Genomic DNA, 22882 nt, shown 5'->3' with positions numbered 1-22882 from the left:
TCTACAGCAGCGATACGGCCGTGTCGACGGCCGCTGCCACATCGCCGTCGACCGGGTAGAGCAGTGAACGCCCCACCACCAGCCCCTGCACGGTCGGCAGCCGCAGCGCCGTGCGCCACTTCCCGTACGCCCCGTCGAGGTCGTCGCCGACCTCACCGCCGAGCAGGACGGCGGGCAGCGTCGAGGTCTCCATCACCCGGGCCATGTCGTCGGGGTTCTCGGTGACCGGGACCTTGAGCCAGGTGTACGCGGAGGTGCCCGCGAGCCCGGAGGCGATGGCGATGGAGGTGGTGACGGCGGCGGCGCCGAGGTCGGTACGCAGCCTGCCGTCGACGCGGCGGCAGAGGAACGGTTCGACGAAGACGGGCAGCCGGTGCGCGGCCATCGCGTCGATGGTGCGGGCGGCGGTGTGGAGGGTGTCGAGGGAGCCGGGGTCGTCGTGGTCGATGCGCAGCAGCAGTTTGCCCGCGTCGAATCCCTGCCGTGCCAGGTCGATGGGGCGGTGGCCGGTGAAACGGTCGTCCAGCTCGAAGGCGGCGCCCGCCAGCCCGCCCCGGTTCATGGAGCCGATGACGACCTTGTCCTCCAGGGCGCCGAGCAGGAGCAGGTCGTCAAGGACATCGGCGGAGGCGAGGACCCCGTCGACCCCGGGCCGGGAGAGCGCGAGGCAGAGCCGTTCGAGGAGCTCGAAGCGGTTGGCCATGGCGAGTTCGCGGTCACCGACGGCGAGGGCGCCGCGCGCCGGATGGTCCGCCGCGATGATCATCAGCCGTCCGCCGGTACGGATGAGGGGGCGCCGCAGCCGCCGGGCGGCGGCCTCGGCAATCGCCTCGGGGTGGTGCGCCCGCAGCCGCACGAGGTCGGAGACGGAGGTGGCGGACGCGGCGGGAGTGGCGGGGACGGGGACGGCGGGAGTGGCGGGGGTGGCGGGGGTTCGGGGCGGCGGCGTCATGGGGTGGCTCCGGTGGGGGGTGCGCCGGTGGAGGGCGCGCCGGTGGGAGGTGCGCCGGTGGAGGGCGGTTCGGTCGGAGGCACGCCGGGTGCTCCGACCGCGCCGTCGGCCAGGGCCTGTTCCACCTCGTACGGGTACGGCATCGCGGACGAGCAGGCGAGGCGGGAGGCGACGATGGCCCCGGCGGCGTTGGCGTACCGCATGATGCGCTCGATCTCCCACCCGGCGAGCAGCCCGTGGCACAGCGCCCCGCCGAACGCGTCCCCGGCACCGAGTCCGTTGACGACCCGTACGGGGAGGGGCGGGACATCGGCGGTGGTCCCGTCGCGGTGCACGGCGAGGACACCCTTCGGGCCCTGCTTGACGACGGCGAGTTCCACCCCGGCCGCGAGCAGGGCGCGGGCCGCCGCGTACGGCTCGCGCTCGCCCGTCGCGATGGCGCACTCGTCGAGGTTGCCGACGGCCACGGTGGCGTGGGCGAGCGCCTCGCGGTAGCGGGCGGGCGCGACGGAACTGTGGTCGCCGCCGTCCCAGAACATGGGGCGCCAGTCGAGGTCGAAGACGGTGGCCGTACGGGAACGGGAGGCGGAGGCAGGGGCAGAAGGGGAGGCGGGTGCGCTGCGGGCCCGTAGCGCGGCGAGGGTCGAGGCGCGGCTCGGTTCGGCGCTGAGCCCGGTGCCGGTCATCCAGAAGATCCGGGCGTCGCGCACCGCGTCCAGGTCGAGTTCCGGTTCCCGGATCTCCAGATCGGGCGCCTTGGGCTGCCGGTAGAAATAGAGCGGGAAGTGGTCCGGCGGGAAGATCTCGCAGAACGTGACCGGGGTCGGGTACTCCTCGACGGCGCTCACCCATCGGTCGTCGACGCCGAACTCCCGCAGCTGATGGTGGAGATACTCGCCGAAGGCGTCCTGTCCGGTACGGGTGATCACGGCCGTGCGGCGGCCCAGGCGCGCGCCCGCCACCGCGACATTGGTCGGGGAGCCGCCGAGGAACTTCCCGAAGGTGTCGACCCGCGCGAGTGGAACGCCGGTCTGCAACGGGTAGATGTCCACCCCGATCCGCCCCATGGTGATCACGTCGTACGGCTCAGGCATACGTATCCCTTCGGCCCGCTGCACTCGCTGCACCCGCTCCGACCGCACCCGCCCCGTCCCGCCGCCGTCCGGCCGCGACCGGACGGCTGGTCCCAGGTCTAGCCCTCCCCCGGAGCCCTGTCAACATTTTGTCCGGACATTCGGACGAACTCTTGACACCCTCGCGCGAGGGCCGGAGGGTGGGCGATATGACCGCCTCCGCACCGCCTCCGGCCCGCATCCGTATCGGCTCGGCACCCGATTCCTGGGGAGTGTGGTTCCCCGAGGACCCGCGGCAAGTGCCCTGGCACCGCTTCCTCGACGAGGTCTCCGAGGCCGGTTACGAGTGGATCGAGCTCGGACCGTACGGCTATCTGCCCACCGATCCGGCCCGGTTGGCGGACGAGACCCGCAGCCGCGGGCTCACGGTTTCGGCGGGCACCGTCTTCACCGGATTGCACCACGGGCCGGACGTCTGGGACCGGACCTGGGCGCATGTCGCGGACATCGCGGCGCTCACCCGGGCCATGGGCGCGGAGCATCTGGTGGTCATCCCGTCCTTCTGGCGCGACGACCGGACGGGCGAGGTGCTGGAGGACCGCACCCTCACCGCGGCCCAGTGGCGCGACCTCACCACCCAGACCGAACGGCTGGGCCGCGAGGTGCGGGAACGCTACGGGCTGCGGATCGTCGTGCACCCGCACGCGGACACCCATATCGACGGCGAGGAGAACGTGAACCGCTTCCTCGACGCCACCGACCCCGATCGGGTCTCGCTCTGCCTGGACACGGGGCATTACGCGTACTGCGGCGGGGACAGCGTCAAGCTCATCGAGACGTACGGGGAGCGCATCGGCTACCTCCACCTCAAGCAGGTCGACCCCGCGATCCTGGCCGGGGTCGTGGCGGACGAGGTGCCGTTCGGCCCGGCCGTGGCACGCGGCGTGATGTGCGAGCCGCCGGGCGGGGTGCCCGCGCTGGGGCCGGTCCTGGAGGCCGCCCGCGCGCTGGACGCCGAGCTGTTCGCGATCGTCGAGCAGGACATGTATCCGTGCCCGCCGGACAAGCCGTTCCCGATCGCGCGCCGCACCCGTGAATACCTCCGCTCCTGCGGGACGCCCCGGCGCCCCCTCTGACACCTCGTCGGTAGAGCCACAGCCTGCGGTCGTGGGGCCGCTTCCGAGGGCCGTCGGGCCCCTTCGGGGGCCGTGGGAGCCGCTTCCGGAGCGATCAGACCCCGGTGCGGCCGTCGATGCGCTCGCGGACGAGGTCGGCGTGGCCGCAGTGGCGGGCGTACTCACCGATCATGTGGGTGTAGATCCAGCGCAGCGTGACCCGCCCGCCCATGAACGGGCTGGTGTCTTCGAGCGCACGGACGGCGCAGTTCTCCCGGGCACGCCCGATCTCGGCCTGCCACACGGACAACGCCCCTTCATAGGTGGCCCCTTCGTCGAGAGCGAAACCCCCGTCCGCACCCTCCGCGTCACCTTCGGCGTCCTCTTCCGCTCCGGCGCCGGGATCGGCTTCCGACGTGAAGATCGGCGGCGCGTCCTCCTCGGCCAGGACCCGGCGGAACCAGTTCCGCTCGACCTCCGCCATGTGATGGACGAGGCCGAGCAACGTGATCGGAGAGGGCGCCGTGGACGCTTCCCGCAGCCGCTCCTCGTCCAGTCCGTCGCACTTCTGGGCGAGCGTGGTGCGGTAGAAGTCGAGCCAGCTTTCCAGGGAGACCCGCTCATCGGCATCCATGGGGGGCATGGGGCGTTCGGTTGTCCTCATGGTCATCAGCGTGGCACGCGGGTCTGACAATGCGCTCTGACCAGGGTCGTCCGGGGAGTCCGCGCCGTTCCGTCACGGGAATCCCCATTCGTCATACATATCTCCGTTACGTGGGTGTTTGGTCACAAGTGCTCAACAGACCCACCCCACCGGCCGCTCAACGGCGTTCAACGGGCCACAGGCTTCGAAAGAGCACGGGGGCGGCACCGAGAAGCGCGGAGCAGTACAGAGAAGGGCAGAGAGGCGTCACTGATGGCGGACAGAACACTGTGGTCCTACAAGGACATTGCCGGGCACATCCAGGTCCGGCCGGACACCGTTCGCTCGTATCGCAAGCACGGCCTCCTTCCCCCGCCCGATCACGTGCGGAACGGCAAGCCCTTCTGGTACGGGGACACCGTCTACGCCTGGATCGCCGCCCGTCCCCGCAACCGGAGCCGCTGACGTCGGGCCGCTTCGGTACAGTTCCGGCCGCTTCAGGATGCTTCCGGCTACTTCGCGCAAGTTCTGGCTACTTCTGGGCGCCCCTGCGGAACAGGGCCGTCCAGAGGAAGGGCTCGCCGAAGGACGGGAACTCCGGCGGTTCGTCGCGCATGCGGCGCAGTTCGACCTCCTCCAGATCCGAGAAGATCCAGCGCAACGACTCCGGGGTGTAGGCGATACCGCCGTGCGGCCGGGCCTGGTGGTAAGGGTCCGCGTCGGAGAGTTCGGAGCCCATCGCGCGCGGCCCGGCGCGATCAGGCCCCGGCCCAGGTACGACACCAGGTTCTCGTCGGGCTTCGACACGAAGAACGGCACCGGCTTGGAGCGGTCCTCGTAGAAGCCGTCCCACCAGGAGGACGCGCCGGCCGTCCACCGGTCGGCCTCCGGCGCGAACAACCCGTCCATGAGTCTCAGTCCTTCCGCCCTCCCGCCGGGCCCCGCGGGAGGGCGGAAGAGCACCAGAGGCTCCACATGCCCGACAGCAGAAGGAGTCCTAGGATTTGGGGACCTTAGTCACCTTTTACAGGGAGTTGGCGTGAACTGGATCGCATCCGATTCCCCGCAGCCTTCTCAGCCCTCTCAGTCCCCCCGGCCCACCCGGCCCCCGCAAGGGCTCCCCGAGCCGCCGCAGCCGCGTCCCGGCCTCTGGAAACGCTGCCTGTGGGGCGGCATCGCGCTCTGGATCCTCACCGCGATCGTCACGTACACCACCCAGAACACCACGCTGCTGCCGACTCTCATCCTGCTCGGCAGCTTCCTGGTTCCCGCCGTCTTCGTCCTCTGGGCCTACGAGCGCCACGGCCTCGACCTCGGCGCCGGAATCATCCTCGGCTGCTTCCTGACCGGCGGAATCCTGGGCGTACTCGGCGCGTCGGTCATGGAGTACTACCTCCTGCACCCCTCGGTGTGGATGTTTCTGGGCGTGGGACTGATCGAGGAGGCGGTGAAGCTCCTGGCCCTGATGTTCATCCTGCGGCGCTACCCGCACATCCACGGCATGCGGGCGGGCCTGGTGCTCGGCGCCACGGTCGGCTTCGGCTTCGCCGCGTTCGAGAGCGCGGGCTACGCCTTCAACGCGGCCGTCACCATGAAGGGCATCGACCTCCGCGCCCTGCTGGAGACCGAGGTGCTGCGCGGTGTGCTCGCCCCGTTCGGGCACGGCCTGTGGACCGCCATCGCCGGTGGCGTCCTGCTGTCGTTCCGTAAGCCGAACGGTCACTTCCACTTCGCCGCGCCCGTCATCGGCACCTACCTGGGCGTCGCCGTGCTGCACTGCCTCTGGGACTCGATGCACGGCATCTCGATCTGGCTGGTCGCCCGCATCACCGACACCGGCCTGAGCCGCGCACTCTTCTCCCAGGGCTACATGCCGCACCCCACCGATCAGCAGCAGCATCTCTTCACCCTGTTCAACGTGAGCGGCATGGTGGCGATCACCGTGGTCGCCCTGGTCTGGCTGCGCTCACTGGCACGGAGTTCACGCCGGGGGCGTGAGGCTCGCATTTATACCCCCTAGGGGTATAGTGTGCATCCATATGAGGCACGCCGGGCCTCCCGGCGGCCCCCCATGTCACGTCTTTTGTGTTTACCGAAGAGGAGAACGTCATGTCTGCCGAGACCCAGACCCCCCAGGCCACCGGCTCCTGCTGCACGCCCGCCGGGACCTGCAACGACGCAACGTCCGACGTTCAGGTCGGTGCGGTCACCGCCGTGTACCAGGTGAAGGGCATGACCTGCGGCCACTGCGAGGGCTCCATCGCCGAGGAGATCTCCGGTATCGAGGGTGTCACCTCGGTGAAGGCCGTCGCCTCCACCGGCCGGGTGACCGTCTCCTCCCTGGCCCCGTTGGCCGAGGACGCCGTCCGCGCCGCCGTGGACGAGGCGGGCTACGAGCTGGTCGGCACGGCCGCCTGAGACCGGCGCCGCAGGGCACGTCCCGCGGCGCCCACCACCGCTTTGCCGTCGGGCCGGGCCCACCAGCACATACTGGTGGGGTACGGCCCGACCTGCGTTACCCAGGAGTTCGGACATGGCCAGCACCACAGCCCCCCAGGCCGCGACCCCGGAAGACTCCGAGGCCGAGCTCACGATCGGCGGAATGACCTGCGCGTCCTGCGCGGCCCGCGTCGAGAAGAAGCTCAACCGGATGGACGGCGTCACCGCCACGGTCAACTACGCGACCGAGAAGGCGCGTGTCACCTTCGGCGAGGGGACGGAGGTGGCGGACCTCGTCGCCACGGTCGAGAAGACCGGCTACACCGCCCTCCCGACCCGGACTGCGGCCCCCGCCCCTGCCCCGGGCCCGTCACCATCGGCCACACCTCATGCCGAAGAGGCCGAGGAGTCCGGAGAGACGGGCGGGGCCGGAGATGAGGCGGGAGAGTCCGACGGCGCCGCGGACGCCCCGGACACCACCGATGCGGCGGACGCCGCCCTCGCCTCACTCCGTCAGCGCCTCGTCGTCTCCGCCGTCCTCGCCCTCCCCGTCGTCCTGCTCGCCATGGTCCCCGGCCTCCAGTTCGACAACTGGCAGTGGCTCTCCCTCACGCTCGCCGCCCCCGTCGTCATCTGGGGCGGGCTCCCCTTCCACCGCGCCACCTGGACCAACCTGCGGCACGGCGCGGCCACCATGGACACCCTGGTCTCCGTCGGCACCCTCGCCGCCTTCGGCTGGTCGCTGTGGGCACTGTTCTTCGGCACGGCGGGCATGCCCGGCATGCGGCACGGCTTCGACTTCACCGTCGCGCGCGCCGACGCGTCCTCGACGATCTACCTGGAGGTCGCGGCCGGGGTCATCACGTTCATCCTGCTGGGCCGCTATCTGGAGGCGCGCTCCAAGCGGAAGGCCGGTTCGGCGCTGCGGGCGCTGATGCACCTGGGCGCCAAGGATGTCGCGGTGTTCAGGGACGGTACGGAGGTACGTGTCCCGGTCGGCAGGCTCGTCGTCGGGGACCGTTTCGTCGTCCGCCCCGGCGAGAAGATCGCCACCGACGGCATCGTGGTCGACGGCCGGTCCGCCGTGGACGCCGCCATGCTCACCGGCGAGTCCGTCCCCGTCGACGTGGCCGTCGGCGACTCCGTCACCGGAGCCACGCTCAACGCGGGCGGCCGGCTCGTCGTGGAAGCGACCCGGGTCGGCGCCGACACCCAGCTGGCCCGGATGGCGAAGCTGGTCGAGGACGCCCAGAACGGCAAGGCCGCGGCCCAGCGCCTCGCCGACCGGATCTCCGCCGTCTTCGTCCCCATCGTGATCGCCCTCGCGCTCGGCACCCTCGGCTTCTGGCTCGGCAACGGGGCGGGACTCACCGCCGCGTTCACCGCCGCCGTCGCCGTACTGATCATCGCCTGCCCCTGCGCCCTCGGACTCGCCACCCCCACCGCCCTCATGGTCGGCACCGGACGCGGCGCCCAGCTCGGCATCCTCATCAAGGGCCCCGAAGTCCTGGAAACCACCCGCCGCGTCGACACGATCGTGCTCGACAAGACCGGCACCGTCACCACCGGCAAAATGACCCTCCTCACCGTCCACACCGCCGAAGGCACCACCCAAGCCGACGTCCTGCGCCTCGCCGGAGCCCTGGAACACGCCTCCGAACACCCCATCGCCCAGGCCGTCGCCGCCGGAGCCACCGCAGAGATCGGCGAACTCCCCACCCCCGAGGACTTCACCAACATCCCCGGCCTGGGCGTACGCGGCACCGTCCAGGGCCGTTCCGTCCTCGTCGGCCGCCCGAAACTGCTCGCCGAGGCCGGTATCGCCGGGATCACCCTCCCGCCGGATCTGTCCGCCGCGCTGACGGACGCCGCGGAGCGGGGACGTACCGCCATCGCCGTCGCCTGGGACGGGGAGGCGCGGGGCGTGCTCACGATCGCCGACGCGGTCAAGGCCGGCAGCGCGGCCGCCGTCGCCGAGCTGCGCGGACTGGGCCTCAGACCCGTTCTGCTGACCGGCGACAACCGGGCCGTGGCCGACGCGGTGGCGCGTGAGGTCGGGATCGACGAGGTCTACGCTGAGGTACTCCCCGAGGGCAAGGTGGACGTCGTCAGGCGGCTCCAGGCCGAGGGCCGTTCGGTCGCGATGGTCGGCGACGGCGTCAACGACGCCGCGGCGCTGGCCACCGCGGACCTGGGGCTGGCGATGGGAACAGGCACCGACGCGGCGATCGAGGCGAGCGACCTCACGCTGGTTCGTGGAGATCTCAAGGTGACGGCTGACGCAATCAGGCTGTCCAGGCGTACGCTGACCACCATCAGGGGCAACCTCTTCTGGGCCTTCGGGTATAACGTCGCTGCGTTGCCGCTGGCTGCATTTGGCCTGCTCAACCCTATGATCGCGGGAGCCGCCATGGCGCTTTCGTCCGTGTTCGTCGTTACCAACAGCCTGAGGTTGCGCTCCTTCACGTAACTTCCACAAAGAGATCTAGATCACACCTCTTCTGGGGTAACCATCCGGTGGGTTCGCGAGTCTTAGAGTGCGATGCCAAGGATGTCTTGGGGGACGTCCGATGGAGTGTCTTGGGGGACGCTCCTGGCAAGCGTTGGCCGGGGCGCGTGCACCGGGGAGCTTTGAGCGGCCCTCCCGTGCGTACGTTCCCCGGCAGACCGCCGCACAACAACGGGAGCTTCGGCTCCCTGCAGACGCCCGGCCGGATCCCGTGGGGGGAATCCGCTCCGGGATATGGGAAGCGCCCCGTTTCGTCGACCCGTGGGGGGATCGGCGGCGGGGCGTTTCTCGCACCATCTGCCGGACGGACCGCTTCCCCCTGCCGGACGGACCGCTTCCCGCACTCCCCGGAACGCTTCCCTCCGGACCGGGCCCCGGAACACGGACATCCGCCCCCGGAACGCCGAATCGCCCCGGACACCGCGCTCTGTGCGAAAGCGCGGTACGCGGGGCGAAGGCAGTCGGCCGAAGAGGCCGGGTACTACGGAGTCCCGTGGTGAACGTCCGCCACGAGAGGGAAAACGGGTCCTACGAAAAGCGTGAACCGCGACGGCGGCTCGGTGAGGCCGGGGTTCGGCTTCAGCGGCCCTCGACCGGGACGAAGTCGCGCAGGACCTCGCCGGTGTAGATCTGGCGCGGGCGGCCGATGCGGGATCCCGGCTCCTTGATCATCTCGTGCCACTGGGCGATCCAGCCCGGAAGCCGGCCGATCGCGAAGAGCACGGTGAACATCTCGCTGGGGAAGCCCATGGCCCGGTAGATCAGACCCGTGTAGAAGTCCACGTTGGGGTAGAGGTTGCGCGAGACGAAGTACTCGTCGGAGAGCGCGTGCTCCTCCAGCTTGAGCGCGATGTCGAGCAGCTCGTCGGACTTGCCGAGCGAGGACAGCACATCGTGCGCAGCGGCCTTGATGATCTTGGCTCGCGGGTCGAAGGACTTGTACACCCGGTGGCCGAAGCCCATCAGGCGGACGCCGTCCTCCTTGTTCTTCACCTTGTTGATGAAGGAGTCGACGTCGCCACCGTTGGCCTGGATGCCTTCCAGCATCTCCAGCACCGACTGGTTGGCGCCACCGTGCAGGGGGCCCCACAGCGCCGAGATGCCGGCGGAGATCGAGGCGAACATGTTCGCCTGCGAGGAGCCGACCAGACGCACGGTGGAGGTCGAACAGTTCTGCTCGTGGTCCGCGTGCAGGATGAGCAGCTTGTCCAGGGCCGAGACGACGACCGGGTCCAGCTCGTACTCCTGGGCGGGGACCGAGAAGGTCATGCGCAGGAAGTTCTCGACGTACCCGAGGTCGTTGCGCGGGTAGACGAAGGGGTGACCGATCGACTTCTTGTAGGCGTACGCCGCGATCGTCGGGAGCTTGGCCAGCAGCCGGATCGTCGAGAGGTGGCGCTGCTCCTCGTCGAACGGGTTGTGGCTGTCCTGATAGAACGTGGACAGCGCGCTGACGACCGAGGACAGCATGGCCATCGGGTGGGCGTCGCGCGGGAAGCCGTCGAAGAACCGCTTGACGTCCTCGTGCAGCAGCGTGTGCTGGGTGATCTCGTTCTTGAAGGTCGACAGCTCGTCGACCTTGGGAAGCTCACCGTTGATCAGCGTGTACGCGACCTCAAGGAACGTCGAGCGCTCGGCGAGCTGCTCGATCGGGTATCCGCGGTAGCGCAGAATGCCCTGCTCGCCGTCGAGGTACGTGATGGCGGATTTATAGGCGGCGGTGTTGCCGTATCCGCTGTCCAGCGTCACCAGGCCGGTATTGGCCCGGAGCTTCCCGATGTCGAAGCCCTTGTCGCCGACGGTGCTGTCGATCACCGGGTAGGTGTACTCGTCATCGCCGTACCGCAGTACTACAGCGTTGTTGGTGTGCTCGCTCACGTCATCCCTCACCGACGTAGTGCCTCTTCTTCGAGGTGCCCTGACTGTCTCCACCCTCCCCCATTTGGCTCAGGAGAGTGCACTCGGGGTCGTCCATTGGACCTACTGGCGGCACTGAGTGCCGCCAACTTACTCATCCTGCCCCCTTGAATCCGGTTCCGGAAGACCTCCGTGATGTTTCCCACCGATTTGATCGATCATTTTTGTACGAGGCTCACGCGAAGTCTTCGCCATCGGCGCCCCTGAGCCGGAAATCCAGTGCCGTACAGCGTCTGCCTGCGGAAACCGTGCGTACCGCCTGGCCGATGGCCTTGCGCGACCCGACCAGTACGACGAGCTTCTTGGCCCGCGTCACCGCCGTGTACAGCAGGTTCCGCTGGAGCATCATCCAGGCGCTGGTGGTGACCGGAACGACGACGGCCGGATACTCGCTGCCCTGGGAGCGGTGGATCGTCATGGCGTACGCGTGGGACAGCTCGTCCAGCTCGTCGAAGTCGTAGCCGATCTCCTCGTCCTCGTCGGTGCGGACGGTCAGCTTCTGTTCGTCCACGTCGAGGGCGGTGACGACGCCGACCGTGCCGTTGAAGACGCCGTTCTCGCCCTTGTCGTAGTTGTTGCGGATCTGCGTGACCTTGTCGCCGACGCGGAAGACCCGGCCGCCGAAACGCTTCTCGGGCAGGTCGGGGCGGCCGGGGGTGATGGCCTGCTGGAGCAGGCCGTTGAGATGGCCGGCACCGGCCGGGCCCCGGTGCATCGGGGCGAGAACCTGCACGTCACGGCGGGGGTTGAGGCCGAACTTCGCCGGGATGCGGCGGGCCGCGACATCCACGGCGAGCACGCCCGCGTCCTCGGTCTCGTCCTCCACGAAGAGGAAGAAGTCGCTCATGCCCTCGGTCAGGGGCGGCTGCCCCGCGTTGATCCGGTGGGCGTTGGTGACGACGCCGGACTGCTGGGCCTGGCGGAAGATCCGGGTCAGCCGGACGGCCGGGACGGGGCCGCCGTCCGCGAGCAGATCGCGCAGCACCTCGCCCGCACCCACGGAGGGAAGCTGGTCGACATCGCCCACGAGCAGGAGGTGGGCACCGGGTGCCACCGCCTTCACGAGCTTGTTGGCGAGGAGCAGATCGAGCATCGACGCCTCGTCCACGACGACGAGGTCGGCGTCCAGCGGACGGTCCCGGTCGTACGCCGCGTCCCCGCCCGGCTTCAGCTCCAGCAGCCGGTGCACGGTGGACGCCTCGGCCCCGGTCAGCTCGGACAGCCGCTTGGCGGCCCGCCCGGTCGGTGCGGCCAGCACCACCTTGGCGCGCTTGGCGCGGGCCAGTTCGACGATGGAGCGGACCGTGAACGACTTTCCGCAGCCGGGTCCGCCGGTCAGGACGGCGACCTTCCGGGTGAGCGCCAGCCGTACCGCCGCCTCCTGCTCGGGCGCCAGCGTCGCCCCCGTACGCGTCGCGAGCCAGGCCAGCGCCTTGTCCCAGGCCACGTCCCGGAAGGCCGGCATCCGGTCCTCCGGGGTGTGCAGCAGCCGCCGGACCTGCGCGGCCAGCGAGATCTCGGCGCGGTGGAAGGGCACCAGGTACACCGCCGTGACCGGCTCCCCGCCCTCCGGCGACGGCACCTTCTCCCGTACGACGCCCTCCGGGTCGGCGGCCAGAGCGGCCAGGCAGTCGATGACCAGGCCCGTGTCCACCTGGAGGAGCTTGACCCCGTCCGCGATGAGCCGTTCCTCGGGGAGGAAGCAGTGCCCCTGGTCGGAGGACTGGGACAGGGCGTACTGGAGTCCCGCCTTGACCCGCTCCGGGCTGTCGTGCGGAATGCCGACCGCCTGCGCGATCCGGTCGGCGGTGAGGAAGCCGATGCCCCAGACGTCGGCGGCCAGCCGGTAGGGCTGGTTCTTCACGACGGAGATGGAGGCGTCCTCGTACTTCTTGTAGATACGGACGGCGATGGAGGTGGAGACGCCGACGCCCTGGAGGAAGACCATGACCTCCTTGATCGCCTTCTGTTCCTCCCACGCGGCGGCGATCATCTTCGTCCGTTTCGGCCCGAGGCCGGGGACCTCCACGAGGCGCTTCGGCTCCTGCTCGATGATGTCGAGGGTGTCGACGCCGAAATGCGTGGTGATCCGGTCGGCCATGACGGGGCCGATGCCCTTGATCAGACCGGAGCCGAGATAGCGGCGGATGCCCTGGATGGTGGCGGGCAGGACCGTCGTGTAGTTCTCGACGGTGAACTGCTTGCCGTACTGGGAGTGCGACCCCCAACGGCCCTCCATCCGCAGCGACTCGCCGACCTGCGCGCCGAGCAGCGCACCGACCACCGTGAGGAGATCGTTGGCACCGCGCCCGGTGTCGACGCGGGCGACCGTGTACCCGTTCTCCTCGTTGGCGTACGTGATCCGCTCCAGGACCCCAGTCACTTCACAAACGCCTTGACGGCTCGACTGGTCCACGTCACCACCCCCTCGCGACCTGAGTCACGTTTGGTTGGTGATGTGGGATCCGCTCCAGGACCCCTTTGAGGACGGCCATGTTGGACATGTGCCGACGCTACCGGGTCCTGCTGACAAGCGGTCCGGCCCGGCCCGGTCCGGGTACGACTCCGACGGCCCCGGACCGGACCGCACGCCTCCTCCTACGGGCGGGGTCCTACGGCCGCAGGCCCTTCGTATCCACCACCGCGCGTTCGAGGACGGCCGAGGTGGACAGCACCTGGCCCGCCTCGATGCTGTCGGTGGCCTTCGTGGCGACGCTGCGGCTGCCGATGAACTCCAGGGTCTTCCTGTCGAAGATCAACTCATCGCGCAGGCCCGGGTTGTACGCGTCGTAGCGGGCGACGGCCACGCCGTGCTTCCCGGCGGCGTTCACCGCGTCGGGCACCACCACCACCCCCGGGATCTTCGCGGTGGCGCGGAAGAGCGCGGCGCCGACGTCCGGCGGCATCAGCGATTCGTCGAGGAGACCCCCGGCGACCACGAACGCGTCCTGGTCGGGATTCCGCTCCTCGTTCCCCTCTTCCCCCAGGGAACGCAGCCACTTGAGCATCGCGTCCGGGGTGGTGGGCAGGGTCTGGAGGTGGCGGTAGCTGGTGCTCTGCTCGTAGCCGGGCTCGCCGGGAGCGGGGGCGCGCTCCAGCTCCTCCCCGTCGGAGACGGCGCCCGGTTCGCGGAGCAGCCCCGAGCGGCTCCCGTCGACGGACAGCCACACCTCCCGCCGGTGCAGGGCGGCGAGCTTCGTCTCGATGCCCTCGCCCACCGTCGCGGCGGCCACCCTGCTGCGGATGTAGACGAACTGGTCGTCGCGGATGGTGTCACCCGCCGGAGACCGTGCCGCGACCGTCGCGATGCGGTCGAGCAGTTCGGCCGCGCCACCGGTGGTGTCGCCGTTCACCCGGGGGGCGAAGGCGTAGGTGGCCTTGCCGTCGCTGCCGACCGGGGTGGTGGAACTGTCGGCTCCGGTGACCGCGATCCCCGCGATGACCGCGAGGGTCAGCGCTCCCGCGAGGGCCGGACCGGCGACGACGGGGCGCAGCCACCTCCTGCGGCGGGTCGTTCTCCCGTACCGGACGGGGGGCTGCGGGGACTGCGAGGGCTGCGGGGACTGCCTCACGTCCCGGACGGGGTTCTGCCGGATCTCTCGCATCAGGTGCTCCTTGAGATGGCGGTGACGGCCCGGCGGAAGGTCCCGCTCGGGGAGCGACGCGTTGTCGTTCATCGGTTTCCCTCCTGTAGGGGCTGGGCCGCTTGTGTGCGGCCATCTCTCACCTGTCGCGGGCGGCGGGGTGGTTCCCGGTTCTCGGTGGCGGCGGCGAGTTTCTTCCGGGCCCGGGACAGCCGGGAGCGGACCGTGCCGACAGGAATCCCGAGCGCCTCGGCGGCCGACCCGTAGTCGAGCCCCGACCACACGCATAGCGCGAGCACCTCGCGTTCGTTACGTCGCAGGGTGGCCAGGGCCAGCCGTACGGCGCCCAGCAGTTCGGCGTCGTCGATACGGCTCGCGACCTCGTCCGCGAAGTCGCTCACCGGGCTCCCCGGGGGCAGCCGGGACATCGCCGCGGCGTGCCTGCCCGCGGCGCGTCTGGTGTTGCGTACGACGTTGGTCGCGATCCCCAGCAACCAGGGGCGCAGCGACCCGCCTTCGGCGTCGACCCGGGCGCTCAGCCGCCAGGCTTCGAGGAACGTCAGCGAGACGATGTCCTCGGCGCACGACCAGTCCCCCGTCAGCCGGAACGCGTGGTTGTACACGGAGCGTGCATACCTGTCGAACAACTCCGCGAAGGCGTCGTCGTCCCCGTCCCGTATCCGGGCCCGCAGTTGTGTCTCCATACCTTTTGGCCTGTCCGGGGCCTCGGGGGCGGTTCCCGTGACCCCCGTCACAGCCCGGCCCCGAGAGGCCGACCCCTCCCCGAGAAAGTACTTTCCTTTAGGGAAAGTAGATGCCAGTATGAACGAGCAGATCATGCACACGACTGACGAGAGGTCCGGGAAACACGATGTCCCCGCAGGACAACACCCCCACCCGCTCAGGCGGTACAGCCGTATCCGCCGACCGCGCGACGGAAGCCCTGCGGAGCGTCGAATCGGCCAGGGAGGCCGCCCGGCTCCGGGCCGGACTGTCCCCCTCCTGGTACGGCCCCGCGGCTGCGGCGGCGCTGATCGTTCCCGCCCTCGGACAAGCGTGGGCCGAGGAGCGCGGCGGCTGGGGAGTGCCCCTCGCGCTGGTGATCCCGCTCGCGGGCCTGGCCGTGGTACTCGTGCTCGTCAACGCCGCCGGGCGGCGGGCGGAAGTGACGGTGACCAGGTCCCTCTCCGCGCGGCTGCGCCGGGCGGCGGTTCCCCTGTCCACCCTCCTCGCCGCAGGGCTCGCGACATGGGGACTGTGCCACCTGTTCGGGGCCGATCGCGCCGTCACCAAGATCGCTCTGTTCACCGTCCTGGGACTCGGCACCTGGGCGGTGTTCGCCACCCGGAACGCGTCGATCGGGCGGAAGCTCCAGGACATCGGATGACCGCAGCCCACACACCTGAACAGCCGGCGATCGACGCGGCGATCAACCACCCCACCCGGCTGGCGGTCGTCGCCTTTCTCTCCGCGTGCGACGAGGCCGATTTCGCCTCCGTACGCGACAGTTGCCAGGTTTCCGACTCGATGCTGAGCAAGATCGCCTCCGCCCTGGAGGGGATCGGATACCTCGCCGTCCGCAAGGGCTACGTCGGCAAGCGCCCCCGGACCTGGCTGTCCCTCACGCCCGAGGGCAGGCGGGCACTGGCGCTGCACATCGCCGCACTCCAGGGCATCGCCGCCACGGCCCGGCAGGCGGGCGCGGAAGCGGGGACCGCCCCACCGCCGCACTGACCCGACCCCGGGCCCTGCGCCGGACCCGGACACTGGCCCAACTAATCAAATTTTACTACTCTGCGGGCATGACCGAGAAGACCATCCCGCTCCTCCCCTGCCAGACACGGCTGATCAAGCCGGTGGTCGACTTCTACACGGCCCTGGGCTTCGACACGACGTACCTCCAGACCAGCCCGTACGCCTACGCCGTCGTCGAACGCGGGGCGATCGAGCTGCAGTTCTACGGCATGAAGGAGTACGACCCCGCCGCCTCGCACTCCGGCTGTTATGTCCTCACCGAGGACGTCGACGGCCTGCACGCCGCGTTCCGGGCGGGACTCAAGGCCGCGTACGGCAGGATTCCCACGCGCGGGCTGCCCCGCATAGGGCCGCTCAAGGACATGTCGTACGGGGTACGGCAGTTCCTGATGACCGACCCGACCGGCAACACGATCCGCATCGGCCGGCCGACCAGCGACGACCCGGCGCACCGGCCCGCTCCCCGCGAGACCTTCGCCCGTGCGCTGCACATGGCGGACCTCTTCGCGGACTCCAAGCAGGACCTGCCGGGGGCTGCCCGGATCATCGACCGGGTACTGAACCTGACCGACGAGCGCCCCACTCCCGTACAGCGGCTGCGGCTGCTGGTGCTGCGCGGGGACATCGCGCAACGGCTCGGCGACGCGGAACCGGCACGGGTTCTGCTGGAACAGGCGGCGGCGGTGGAACTGGACGACGAGGAGAGGCAGTCGGTGGGCGACGATCTGACCCGGCTCCATGAGCTGCTGGGCTGACCGGCGCCCCCTGGCAGACTCGACCGCGTGAGACCTGATCTGACACAAATGCGCGAACTGGTACAAGTGTCACCGGAGTTCGGCCTCAGGCCCCCCGCCGTCGTACCGGAGGCGGCGATCCGCGACGCCGAGGCACGCATCGGCTGCCCGTTGCCGCCGTCGTACCGGTGGTGGCTGGCCGAGTTCGGGCACGGCCGGGTCGGTGGCGCGCACATCGCGACGGTCGCGCCGGGCGGGCCGGGCGGGCCAGGCGGGCCGGGCGGGCCAGGGGCGCTGGGCGGCTTCGCCGACGATGCGTACGAGGACGTCACCGCCGGGTGGCGGAAGGACGGCGCCCGGCTGTGTTTCGGTGTCGAGCCCGACTGCGGTGACACCTACTCCTTCGCCCTCGACCGGAGCGGCGAGTGCGGGGACGGCGAGTACCCGGTGGTGTGCCGTGACGGTCTCGACGGCGACGAGCGGCAGGTGGCGGAGTCCTTCGCCGGGTTCCTCGCCGTCCGGGCCGCGCGCCTGCGGGGGCTCGGGGACGGACCCGGCCCCGATGTCGCCCGCCTGTGGCGGTCCACGCCGGGCGCACTGCTCGACAACGGCATCCTGGTCTACGGACCGCACGACATCGAGGAGCGGAACAAGACCTTCGAGGTGGCCCACTACGCGCCCGAGTGGGTGCTGGTCGGGGACGACAGTGGGGGCGGCGGGCTGCTCATGCGACGTCACGGCCACGACCGGACCCGCGTGTTCCACCTCGATCTGGGTGCGATCGGCCCGGATGTCGAAGCGGACGGCGAACTGTTGACGGACGACCTGCTCGGCTGGCTCAGGTCGTCGGCCGGTCAACCGGGTTCTCCGATCTGACTCGGACGGGGCGGGACGCAGGGGGCACACCGACCCCGTCCGGCGCACCGAGCGATCATGGGAACCGCCGACATCCGCCGTGCCGTCGGAAACAGCAGCGGAGTGTTCCGTGACTGAGCGGAGGCGGCGGCATGCGCACGGGGGACGACAGCGGGAACGACGGCTGGGACGACGGCACGCACGACATCGGCCTGAAGGAAAGAACGGATCCGCTGCCGGACGCTCCGCGCACGTGGCCGTCCGCCCAGCAGTGGCTGGTGATTCTGGGAACTCCCGCCGTTCTCCTCGGCGTTCTGTGGCTCTTCGCCGACTCGCACGTCCAGGAACTGCGCGACGGACAGACCGCGACCGTCATCGGCGCCGGAGGGTGCCACGAGGGCGGAGGCCACACGGGACCGCCTCCCTCCTGCCACGCGACATGGCAATTCCTCGACGGTCACACCAGCAGCGGCACCGTCCCGAGCTCGTCGGTCACGGAGGGGGACACCGTCTTCGCCGGTGAGGGCTGGGCCTACCCCTCGGCCGCGCCCGTATGGCAACTCGTGGGAATCTTCAGCTTCATCGCGGCTTCGGTGCTGGTGGTGAACGTGGCGATCTGGGTCGTGGAATTCCGGCAGGACCGACAACGCCGCACTTACGAACTGCGGTACGGGCATGAGTACTTGCCCGAGCCGGAAGGCACCTCCGACCCCGCCGGTTCCGCCGCCTGACGTGGCGTCGGCTTCGCCGAGCCGGGGCAACCCCAGTCGCGGGTACCGGCGTTACGCGCCCCTACGGCCAGTACAGCTTCACGTCGTCCGTGGCCGGGCGCGCGGCAGGAATGGTCGGCTCCGTCACCGTGTACCCCAGCTGACGCAGCACTCGGGCAGCCGCGTCGGGGGCGTCCCGCACCGCCGTTTTGAGCTGCGTGGTCCGCCAGCTGCGGAGGTGCTTCTCGATCACCGCCTTCCAGCCCGGTGCGGTGTCGATCGCGAACTCGCGCTGGAGGAAGAGCAGCACGTCCTCCAGCGAGGGGCGCATCCGGTGACCGCCCACCGGGAAGTGCATCTCCGACAGCCGGGGCAGCTTGTCCCGCCTCATTCCCTGCTTCGGCCGCCCCCGGTCCGCCAGGCGCAGGAGATACGCCATCTCGTCCCGGTGCGCGTGCACCTGTACGTGGGCGCCCGGCGGCTCCTTGCTGTTGCGCACGTACTCGTAACGCAGGAGGGGATCCGGGACCCCCTCGTAGAAGACATGGACGTCCGCCTGGTCCGTCGCCATGAACGTACTCGAACCGTCCCAGCAGCAGTAGAAGCGGGCCATGAGGCTGAGCCGGGGCTCGCCGCCGATGCTGACCGGGATCCGCTGCATGACCTCGTTGTCGCGTATGGGCGAGACCCTGATCTTGGAACCCATGTTGATCGCGTGGAAACGCGGGGTGTCCGCACCGAGGACGCCCCGCGTCAGGTCAGTCAGTTCGTCGGCGAACCCGGCCGCCAGCTCATCAAGGGCCTTGGCCTCTTCAGCTGTCACCTTCGAGAAGGTAGTCGAGACCCTCGATGGTGTGCCACACGTCCAACTCGTCCATGCTGAGGCTGTACATGGCGGCGCGATCGGCGAGCTGGTCATAGCTCATGTTCACGTCGGCCAGCAGCTGTGCGCGCTGAGTCTCAAGCTGATCACGCGTCTTGTGGATCACAGTCGGCATAACTCGCTCCCCGGTATCGATGGCCTCAGTGAAGCAGGGCCCACTGACAATGGTGTTGCCGCCCCAGCGAAATGTCACCCTCATGGGGCCCAACAACTCGCTACCCGTAACCGGCCGCACGAACCCGGGGATACCGGCGTGGCCGCGCGCACCGGGGTCGTTTCGCGCTGCCGCTCATGTGTGCCGGGAGGCCGTCCGGCCTCCGGAGCGAGAGACTGTCCCTATGGCGAACCGGTCTGCTCTCCGTGCGGGGAGCGGCCGTCCTCATGCGGCGGAAGGCGGCACAGGTGACGGGCGTGAGAGGACCGGCGCGATGACCGTGCCCCCTGGCGGCGGGCACGCCCCGTTGCGACGCAGCCGACAGGCTCGGGCCGGAGCCGTACAGCTGTTGTGCGCCCTCTCGGGGGTGGCCCTGGGCCTGTTCGTTCCGAGGATCACCGGTGGTCCGGACATGCCCGCGCGCCAGGCGGCCGATCTGCTGCTGACTCTGGGTTTCGGCGTGCTCGGCACGACGGCCGTGATCTTCTCGCTGCTGTTCCTGGTGGTGCAGTGGGCGCACACCAGCTTCACCCCCCGCCTGACACTGTTCCGTCGGTCCCCGATCGTCTGGCGGACCTTCGCCTTCGCGATCGGCCTGGCGGTCTTCTGCGTCACGGCCGCGCTGACGATCGGCGACAGCTCGGAGGTGACGGTAGCCGTTCCGGTCGTCACCGCGATTCTGCTGCTGGCGATGCTGACCCTGTTGCGGACCCTGCTGCTGCGGGCTCTCGCCTCGATCCAGCTCGCCCCGGTCCTGCACTCGATCATTGAGCGGGGGGCCACCGCCCTGGACACGCTCTACCCCTCGGGAGCCACTCCGGCGGCCTCGGATCGCCCTGTGACCGAGGGGCCACCGGCTGCCACCCTCAGCTGGCCGAGGCCCACGGCAGTCCTTCAGCAGATCGACGTAAAAGAGCTGCGGAAGACGGCCCGGGAAGCGGGCGCGATCATCGTGCTGGACAAGGCTCCGGGCGCCACCCTGCACCGAGGGGCGAAGATCGCCGACGTGTACGGCGCCGCCGTGGTGGACGCCAAGATCCTGGGAGCGCTGGCCACCGGACTGGAGCCGACGTTCGAGCAGGACCCGATGCTTGCCTTTCGCCTGCTGGCCGACATCGCGCTCAGGGCCCTCTCCTCCAGCATCAACGACCCCGCGACCGCCGTGCAGGCCCTGGACGGTGTGGAGGATCTGCTCAGCGGTTCCGCCGCGAGCCGTGCGAGGGACGCCGGCCCTTTGCGGGTCACCGGCCCCGACGGTGTGGTGCGGGTCGTGATCCCGCGGTCCACGTGGGAGGACTTCCTGCGTACGGGCGTCGACGACGTCATCGTGGCCGCGCTGAACTCCCCTCTGGTCCTCACCCGCCTCCGCACCCTGCTGACGGATCTGGAGCCCGGCGCCCACCCTCACGGCCGGGACCTGCTGAACCGGCGACGCGCGTGGGTGGAGCGCGAGATGGCCGACCGGTTCCCCGTGCTGTGGCGGGAAACCTCACCGGAGCCGCCCGGCAGGACCTGAACCGGCCCCGTGCCCGGAGATGGGCGGGAGCCGGTAGCAGCCCGGGGACTCGTCAGGCCGTCGGCCGACTCACCGGTTCTCGACGTCCGGTTCCCGACGCCCCGGTGGGCCGCTGTCCGCACCGGAGCCGATCGCGCTCAGCCGCGAACCCCGACTCTCCGCGACACGTTTGACCTCTTCCAGCGACTCGCTCAGTCGGCTGGCGAGGAAGTGGAGCTCCGCTCCGGTGACCCTCTGGTCCGCCAGCAGATCAGCGGCGTGCCCGAGCAGGTTGTCCGCCATGTCGAGTTGTACGTGCTCCATGTCGTCCGCCATCCGTGACACACAGCCGGTGCCATCGCCCAGGACGTAACTCGGCTTGCCCTCCGCCTCTGTCCGGGGCAGCAGCCTGAACGTGTGGTGTACGTCCTGCTCCCTCTCCCTGGTCACGCGGCGGCCTCGGCTCGGTGAAGGGGCTGGGGCTGGGGCTGGGGCTGGGGCTGGGGCTGGGGCTGGGGCTCGATGTCCACACCGCGTACGGCGACCAGCACTCCCCCGCGACGGACGCGCTGCCGTCGCCGCTCAGCCGCCAGCTCTTCGGCCTGCTCCCTCTCGTACGCGACGAAGTACGGGCGTACCAGCGGGCTGTCCTCCCCGCGCGGAGGGCGCTCGCCGGTGCGGTAGGCGGTCGGCCCGCCGACGTAGTCGCAGGAGTAGGGGTGGACGTACACGTAGGTGTCCAGCGGGTGCCGTTGGTGCCGTACGGGGATCAGCAATCGCAGCACCGGCTCCAGGAACCGGGCGATAGCGTGCTTCATGTCAGCCTGCTCTCTCGGGATGACCAAGCCCCCGGACCGGTTGCGTCGGTCGCGGGGGTCTCTTCGTGCGTCGGCGTCGCTTCTTTCCGTAGCCAACCCATCACAGAGTGAGGTCACGAGTCGCTACGATTCCAGGGGGTCGGGGATGACAGCACGCTGGTCAAGTCAGGGAGTTGGGTGCACATGAAGGCGAACGGCAGGCCGCGTACGGTACGGGAGAAGTACGGCGAGGAGCTGAAGCTTCGGCGGCTTGCCGCAGGGCTGACGCAGGAGGCGCTGGCCGAGCAGGTCGTCTGCTCGCCGACTCTCATCAGCCATTGGGAGGCGGGGCGGCGGCTGCCGAGCCCGGACGACGCGCGGCGGATCGATCGGGCACTGGGCACGGACGGGTTTTTCGCACGGTGGCTGGAGGATCTGGACCCGTTTTTCGCCCACTACTTTGGGCTGGTCGCCGAGTGGGAGCAGCAGACCACGGAGATCCGTCACTACGGGTCTTCACTGATTCCAGGCCTGCTCCAGACGAAGGCGTACTCGCGTGCCGTATTCCAGGCGTACAGCCCGAATTACTGCGCGGAGGAGCTTGACGAACTCGTTGTCAGCCGCAGCAAACGAAGTCTGATCCTCGACAAGCCGTCAGCGCCCGTAACGTGGATACTGCTCGACGAGAGCGCCCTCAGGCGCCGCGTGGGAGGACCGCAGGTGATGGCGGAGCAACTGCACAAGGTGGCAGACATGGCCGACTCCGGTCGCCTGCGCCTGCATGTGCTGACTCTCGCATCCGGAGCGCACGCGCTTCTGGAAGGCATGCTCTATCTGTTGTCCTTCACGGACTCGGCCCCTCTGGCTTATGTCGAAGGAGTTCACAACGGCCGCCTGTTGGATGATCCGGCGGTAGTTGAGGCCTGCCACACCTCTTACACTCTCGCCCTGAGTGACGCGGCTCCGCGGCAAGAGTCGGTGGCGCTAGTCAGAAACATCGCGGAGGAGCACGAGCATGCACACCACCGAGCCCACCACCACTGACGGCGTGTCCTTCACCGCGTGGCGCAAGTCCAGCTACAGCGGCGGCGCCAACGGCGATTGCCTTGAGGTCGCGGACGGCCACCCCTCCGTCCCCGTCCGCGACAGCAAGACCCCCGCCGGCCCAGCCGTCGCCTTCTCCCCCGACGGCTGGTCAACCTTCCTCGCAGCGCTCAAGAACGGCCACCTCACCGCCTGACCCACACCCGAATCCCCGTACGCCGGG

24 protein-coding genes and 1 pseudogene are annotated in these 22882 nt (G+C 69.8%); 13 read left to right on the top strand and 12 right to left on the bottom strand.

The features are described from left to right. Position 1: 1 nt before the first annotated feature. Entirely contained in the window at positions 2 to 952 is a 951-nt protein-coding gene (locus OG413_RS17865) for a deoxyribose-phosphate aldolase (protein WP_266806741.1), read from the bottom strand. Further along, positions 949 to 2046, bottom strand: a complete 1098-nt coding sequence (gene iolC / locus OG413_RS17860) for a 5-dehydro-2-deoxygluconokinase (protein WP_266806739.1) — start codon at positions 2044 to 2046, stop codon at positions 949 to 951. Before iolC ends, OG413_RS17865 begins: the two co-directional genes overlap by 4 nt. Positions 2047 to 2234: 188 nt before the next feature. Between iolC and OG413_RS17855 the strand changes: the two genes are divergently transcribed. Next, positions 2235 to 3161, top strand: coding sequence for a sugar phosphate isomerase/epimerase (locus OG413_RS17855; protein ID WP_266806737.1), 927 nt, complete (start codon positions 2235 to 2237; stop codon positions 3159 to 3161). A 94-nt stretch (positions 3162 to 3255) separates the two neighbouring features. Here OG413_RS17855 and OG413_RS17850 read toward each other — a convergent pair whose 3' ends face one another. Further along, positions 3256 to 3804 carry a DinB family protein gene (locus OG413_RS17850; RefSeq protein ID WP_266806735.1) on the bottom strand — a complete coding sequence of 183 codons (549 nt, stop codon included), beginning with the start codon at positions 3802 to 3804 and terminating at the stop codon, positions 3256 to 3258. 252 nt (positions 3805 to 4056) lie between these two features. On the opposite strand from OG413_RS17850, the gene OG413_RS17845 reads away from it, so the two are divergent. Continuing rightward, entirely contained in the window at positions 4057 to 4248 is a 192-nt protein-coding gene (locus OG413_RS17845; protein ID WP_266806733.1) for an AlpA family transcriptional regulator, read from the top strand. Positions 4249 to 4315: 67 nt separating this feature from the next. Here OG413_RS17845 and OG413_RS17840 read toward each other — a convergent pair. Next, positions 4316 to 4692 (bottom strand): annotated as a pseudogene (locus OG413_RS17840) (hypothetical protein). Between the two features lie 130 nt (positions 4693 to 4822). On the opposite strand from OG413_RS17840, the gene OG413_RS17835 reads away from it, so the two are divergent. The 3 genes from OG413_RS17835 (at position 4823) to OG413_RS17825 (ending at position 8692) form a co-directional block, all read left to right on the top strand. After that, entirely contained in the window at positions 4823 to 5803 is a 981-nt protein-coding gene (locus tag OG413_RS17835; protein ID WP_266806731.1) for a PrsW family intramembrane metalloprotease, read from the top strand. A gap of 89 nt (positions 5804 to 5892) precedes the next feature. Beyond that, a complete protein-coding gene (locus OG413_RS17830) occupies positions 5893 to 6201 on the top strand; it encodes a heavy-metal-associated domain-containing protein (protein WP_266806729.1) in 309 nt (102 codons plus the stop codon). A 115-nt stretch (positions 6202 to 6316) separates the two neighbouring features. Next, positions 6317 to 8692, top strand: a complete 2376-nt coding sequence (locus tag OG413_RS17825) for a cation-translocating P-type ATPase (protein ID WP_266806727.1) — start codon at positions 6317 to 6319, stop codon at positions 8690 to 8692. A gap of 618 nt (positions 8693 to 9310) precedes the next feature. Here the strand turns inward: OG413_RS17825 and OG413_RS17820 are convergent. From OG413_RS17820 to OG413_RS17805, 4 genes are all read right to left on the bottom strand, one after another. Beyond that, a complete protein-coding gene (locus OG413_RS17820; protein ID WP_073723411.1) occupies positions 9311 to 10609 on the bottom strand; it encodes a citrate synthase in 1299 nt (432 codons plus the stop codon). A gap of 214 nt (positions 10610 to 10823) precedes the next feature. Beyond that, positions 10824 to 13031, bottom strand: coding sequence for an ATP-dependent RecD-like DNA helicase (locus tag OG413_RS17815; protein WP_266806725.1), 2208 nt, complete (start codon positions 13029 to 13031; stop codon positions 10824 to 10826). Positions 13032 to 13260: 229 nt separating this feature from the next. Then, positions 13261 to 14325: a CU044_5270 family protein gene (locus OG413_RS17810; protein WP_266806723.1), complete on the bottom strand. Its 1065-nt coding sequence runs from the start codon at positions 14323 to 14325 to the stop codon at positions 13261 to 13263. Next, complete coding sequence (locus OG413_RS17805) at positions 14322 to 14936, bottom strand: RNA polymerase sigma factor (RefSeq protein WP_266806722.1); 615 nt, start codon at positions 14934 to 14936, stop codon at positions 14322 to 14324. The genes OG413_RS17810 and OG413_RS17805 overlap by 4 nt, the downstream gene beginning before the upstream one ends. Positions 14937 to 15103: 167 nt before the next feature. Between OG413_RS17805 and OG413_RS17800 the strand changes: the two genes are divergently transcribed. The 5 genes from OG413_RS17800 to OG413_RS17780 all read left to right on the top strand — a co-directional run bounded on the left by OG413_RS17800 (position 15104) and on the right by OG413_RS17780 (position 18307). Next, positions 15104 to 15619, top strand: a complete 516-nt coding sequence (locus OG413_RS17800; protein WP_266806720.1) for a hypothetical protein — start codon at positions 15104 to 15106, stop codon at positions 15617 to 15619. After that, positions 15616 to 15966, top strand: a complete 351-nt coding sequence (locus OG413_RS17795; protein ID WP_266806718.1) for a transcriptional regulator — start codon at positions 15616 to 15618, stop codon at positions 15964 to 15966. Before OG413_RS17800 ends, OG413_RS17795 begins: the two co-directional genes overlap by 4 nt. A gap of 68 nt (positions 15967 to 16034) precedes the next feature. Beyond that, the gene (locus OG413_RS17790) at positions 16035 to 16742 is read left to right on the top strand and encodes a VOC family protein (RefSeq protein WP_266806716.1); all 708 of its coding nucleotides are present in this window, start codon (positions 16035 to 16037) and stop codon (positions 16740 to 16742) included. 27 nt (positions 16743 to 16769) lie between these two features. Next, entirely contained in the window at positions 16770 to 17597 is an 828-nt protein-coding gene (locus OG413_RS17785) for an SMI1/KNR4 family protein (protein ID WP_266806714.1), read from the top strand. A gap of 131 nt (positions 17598 to 17728) precedes the next feature. Further along, positions 17729 to 18307 (top strand): hypothetical protein, encoded by a 579-nt coding sequence (locus tag OG413_RS17780; protein ID WP_266806712.1) that lies wholly within the window; start codon positions 17729 to 17731, stop codon positions 18305 to 18307. Between the two features lie 61 nt (positions 18308 to 18368). On the opposite strand, the gene OG413_RS17775 is transcribed toward OG413_RS17780, so the two are convergent. Together OG413_RS17775 and OG413_RS17770 are read right to left on the bottom strand one after the other, a co-directional pair. Beyond that, positions 18369 to 19109: a hypothetical protein gene (locus OG413_RS17775; RefSeq protein WP_266806710.1), complete on the bottom strand. Its 741-nt coding sequence runs from the start codon at positions 19107 to 19109 to the stop codon at positions 18369 to 18371. Next, a complete protein-coding gene (locus OG413_RS17770) occupies positions 19099 to 19284 on the bottom strand; it encodes a hypothetical protein (protein ID WP_266806708.1) in 186 nt (61 codons plus the stop codon). The genes OG413_RS17775 and OG413_RS17770 overlap by 11 nt, the downstream gene beginning before the upstream one ends. 313 nt (positions 19285 to 19597) lie before the next feature. Between OG413_RS17770 and OG413_RS17765 the strand changes: the two genes are divergently transcribed. Next, on the top strand, positions 19598 to 20839 hold the full coding sequence (locus OG413_RS17765) for a DUF2254 family protein (RefSeq protein ID WP_266806706.1): 1242 nt from the start codon (positions 19598 to 19600) through the stop codon (positions 20837 to 20839). 69 nt (positions 20840 to 20908) lie between these two features. Here the strand turns inward: OG413_RS17765 and OG413_RS17760 are convergent, their stop codons facing one another. Then, a complete protein-coding gene (locus OG413_RS17760) occupies positions 20909 to 21268 on the bottom strand; it encodes a hypothetical protein (RefSeq protein WP_266806704.1) in 360 nt (119 codons plus the stop codon). After that, positions 21265 to 21636: a hypothetical protein gene (locus OG413_RS17755; RefSeq protein WP_266806703.1), complete on the bottom strand. Its 372-nt coding sequence runs from the start codon at positions 21634 to 21636 to the stop codon at positions 21265 to 21267. Before OG413_RS17755 ends, OG413_RS17760 begins: the two co-directional genes overlap by 4 nt. 183 nt (positions 21637 to 21819) lie before the next feature. On the opposite strand from OG413_RS17755, the gene OG413_RS17750 reads away from it, so the two are divergent. Further along, positions 21820 to 22659, top strand: a complete 840-nt coding sequence (locus OG413_RS17750) for a helix-turn-helix transcriptional regulator (protein WP_266806701.1) — start codon at positions 21820 to 21822, stop codon at positions 22657 to 22659. Further along, a complete protein-coding gene (locus tag OG413_RS17745; protein ID WP_266806699.1) occupies positions 22631 to 22855 on the top strand; it encodes a DUF397 domain-containing protein in 225 nt (74 codons plus the stop codon). The genes OG413_RS17750 and OG413_RS17745 overlap by 29 nt, the downstream gene beginning before the upstream one ends. Positions 22856 to 22882 lie beyond the last annotated feature (27 nt).

Source organism: Streptomyces sp. NBC_01433 (assembly GCF_026340105.1).
Lineage (GTDB): Bacteria > Actinomycetota > Actinomycetes > Streptomycetales > Streptomycetaceae > Streptomyces.
Note: the sequence above shows the minus strand (reverse complement) of the source record. Positions and strands in the feature narration are given on the sequence as shown.

Excerpts from the sequence above, each read along its gene's own strand:
- OG413_RS17780 (WP_266806712.1), top strand. The coding sequence starts at position 17,729 with ATGCGCACGGGGGACGACAGCGGGAACGACGGCTGGGACGACGGCACG.
- OG413_RS17805 (WP_266806722.1), bottom strand. The coding sequence starts at position 14,936 with ATGGAGACACAACTGCGGGCCCGGATACGGGACGGGGACGACGACGCC.
- OG413_RS17850 (WP_266806735.1), bottom strand. The coding sequence starts at position 3,804 with ATGAGGACAACCGAACGCCCCATGCCCCCCATGGATGCCGATGAGCGG.
- OG413_RS17745 (WP_266806699.1), top strand. The coding sequence starts at position 22,631 with ATGCACACCACCGAGCCCACCACCACTGACGGCGTGTCCTTCACCGCG.
- OG413_RS17800 (WP_266806720.1), top strand. The coding sequence starts at position 15,104 with ATGTCCCCGCAGGACAACACCCCCACCCGCTCAGGCGGTACAGCCGTA.
- OG413_RS17750 (WP_266806701.1), top strand. The coding sequence starts at position 21,820 with ATGAAGGCGAACGGCAGGCCGCGTACGGTACGGGAGAAGTACGGCGAG.
- OG413_RS17795 (WP_266806718.1), top strand. The coding sequence starts at position 15,616 with ATGACCGCAGCCCACACACCTGAACAGCCGGCGATCGACGCGGCGATC.
- OG413_RS17855 (WP_266806737.1), top strand. The coding sequence starts at position 2,235 with ATGACCGCCTCCGCACCGCCTCCGGCCCGCATCCGTATCGGCTCGGCA.
- OG413_RS17765 (WP_266806706.1), top strand. The coding sequence starts at position 19,598 with ATGACCGTGCCCCCTGGCGGCGGGCACGCCCCGTTGCGACGCAGCCGA.
- OG413_RS17865 (WP_266806741.1), bottom strand. The coding sequence starts at position 952 with ATGACGCCGCCGCCCCGAACCCCCGCCACCCCCGCCACTCCCGCCGTC.
- OG413_RS17755 (WP_266806703.1), bottom strand. The coding sequence starts at position 21,636 with ATGAAGCACGCTATCGCCCGGTTCCTGGAGCCGGTGCTGCGATTGCTG.
- OG413_RS17845 (WP_266806733.1), top strand. The coding sequence starts at position 4,057 with ATGGCGGACAGAACACTGTGGTCCTACAAGGACATTGCCGGGCACATC.
- OG413_RS17830 (WP_266806729.1), top strand. The coding sequence starts at position 5,893 with ATGTCTGCCGAGACCCAGACCCCCCAGGCCACCGGCTCCTGCTGCACG.
- OG413_RS17825 (WP_266806727.1), top strand. The coding sequence starts at position 6,317 with ATGGCCAGCACCACAGCCCCCCAGGCCGCGACCCCGGAAGACTCCGAG.
- iolC (WP_266806739.1), bottom strand. The coding sequence starts at position 2,046 with ATGCCTGAGCCGTACGACGTGATCACCATGGGGCGGATCGGGGTGGAC.
- OG413_RS17810 (WP_266806723.1), bottom strand. The coding sequence starts at position 14,325 with ATGAACGACAACGCGTCGCTCCCCGAGCGGGACCTTCCGCCGGGCCGT.
- OG413_RS17770 (WP_266806708.1), bottom strand. The coding sequence starts at position 19,284 with ATGCCGACTGTGATCCACAAGACGCGTGATCAGCTTGAGACTCAGCGC.
- OG413_RS17790 (WP_266806716.1), top strand. The coding sequence starts at position 16,035 with ATGACCGAGAAGACCATCCCGCTCCTCCCCTGCCAGACACGGCTGATC.